Here is a 1794-nt window from a genome sequence, read left to right as displayed (position 1 = left end):
GTAATGGGTAATCGAGTTTTGAGTTTTGAGTTGAGTTTTGAATGAAACAAATTACTTTGAACTCAAAACTCAGACGCGGTTTAGGGCGTCTCTACAACTTTTTTCCCAATTACTCTTCATCCTTATTCTTCGTTCTTTTCCCTGGAATCGGACCGCGCCGCCCTGGCGCTTGAGAAAGTTGCAGGAACCGGCGCAGGTGTTGCAAGTATTCGTTATCTGGGAGCAGATCCAGTTGTTCTAGGGATTGATTCAGGGGTAATCCAGAACGATAGAGAATCCGAAAAGCTTTTTTGAGAATTCCCAACTCAGCGGCAGATAAACCAGCGCGTTTAAGTCCCACCAAGTTGAGACTGCGTACCCGCGATGGATTTCCCTCTACGAGCAGATAAGGAGGCACATCGCGGTCAATGCGACTCATCCCACCCACCATCGCGCCTCGCCCGATGTGGACAAATTGATGAATCCCTAGGACGCCACCAATCACCGCCCGCGAATCAATCTGGACGTGCCCAGCGAGCGACACCGCATTGGAAATAATCACTTTATCTGCGATCGCGCAATTATGAGCAACGTGGACATAAGCCATCAACAAGTTGCCATTGCCAATTACCGTCGCTTCACCTTCGCCAGTTGCCCGGTTAATTGTGACATACTCTCGAATTCGATTGCCATCACCAATTTTTACCCAGGTTTTAGCCCCGTCATACTTGAGGTCTTGGGGTTCTAAGCCAATTGCTGCCCCCGGAAAAATGTGATTTTGGGTGCCAATTTCCGTTGGTCCCTCGATTACAACATGAGCGCCAATCGTGGTTTCAGCACCAATTTTTACTTGTTCTCCAATCACCGCATAAGGCCCAACTTGCACGCTGGGGTGTAGTTGAGCGTCAGGGTGAATTATCGCGGTGGGATGAATCATATACAGGACTGTTAGCGCTCTTCGGCGCGATCGCGCGGACTGTTAGCGAAGCACGGACTGAGTAAACAAAAGTGACAAGTCACAAATCAAAACTGAGGAATGAGGAATAAAGTTAGCGTTAGGAGTTATGAGTCAGAATTTAACCATCAGCTTCTTCAACTAATGTGCCATCAAACTTCTTTTCTCAAACCTGTTTTTTAGCCTGCGAATAGAGTAGCGCTAAGCAAACACTCCTCAGTCCTCATGACTGTTTTAGTCAACGATGGAAAACATCAGTTCGCCTTCTGTAGCCAATTGACCATCGACTTCGGCACGGGCGTGCATCTTTCCAAAACGACGCCGTTTGACACACAGCAGTTCCACGGTCATGACTAGCTGATCTCCCGGTACTACGGGGCGACGGAAGCGGACTTTATCAATGCCAGCAAACATAAATAAGCCGCTTTCAATATCTGGGAGTTGGGTCAATACGATCCCGCCCACTTGAGCCATTGCTTCCACAATTAATACCCCAGGCATAATCGGACGACCGGGGAAATGCCCTTGAAAATGGGGTTCGTTAAAGGTGACATTTTTGATGCCCACAGCCCTTTCTCCGGGCACGTACTCGATAATCCGATCCACCAATGCAAAAGGATACCGATGGGGCAGCAATTTTTGAATGTCTTCGATCGTCAGGATGGTTTTGGCAGCAGACTGGCTGTTTTGTGCTGTTTCTTCCCCGACATTCTTGGCTTGGGGCGTCGCAGTCTCAGCATCGGGTGTATTGACTTCAATCAGTGTGGACATGGGCTGTATGACAGGGATTAGAGGCTAGGGGCTAGAGTTGCGATCGCGCAGCCACTTTACACAGGCTCACTCAGGGCGACTCGCAACTT

The 1794-nt window shown here is 48.8% G+C and carries 2 protein-coding genes; both read right to left on the bottom strand.

Annotated elements, in window-relative coordinates; translation table 11 throughout:
• Positions 1-109: 109 nt before the first annotated feature.
• Positions 110-916: an acyl-ACP--UDP-N-acetylglucosamine O-acyltransferase gene (gene lpxA, locus H6F50_RS07445; RefSeq protein ID WP_190428021.1), complete on the bottom strand. Its 807-nt coding sequence runs from the start codon at positions 914-916 to the stop codon at positions 110-112.
• A gap of 252 nt (positions 917-1168) precedes the next feature.
• Positions 1169-1705, bottom strand: coding sequence for a 3-hydroxyacyl-ACP dehydratase FabZ (fabZ, locus tag H6F50_RS07440; RefSeq protein WP_190411736.1), 537 nt, complete (start codon positions 1703-1705; stop codon positions 1169-1171).
• Between the last annotated feature and the right edge of the window lie 89 nt (positions 1706-1794).

Source organism: Coleofasciculus sp. FACHB-712, assembly GCF_014695635.1.
GTDB lineage: Bacteria > Cyanobacteriota > Cyanobacteriia > Cyanobacteriales > FACHB-T130 > FACHB-T130.
The sequence above is the reverse complement of the archived record's forward strand: the minus strand, read 5'-3'. Positions and strand labels throughout refer to the sequence as shown.

Coding starts and splice junctions, on each gene's coding strand:
- lpxA (WP_190428021.1), bottom strand. CDS start 916: ATGATTCATCCCACCGCGATAATTCACCCTGACGCTCAACTACACCCC.
- fabZ (WP_190411736.1), bottom strand. CDS start 1,705: ATGTCCACACTGATTGAAGTCAATACACCCGATGCTGAGACTGCGACG.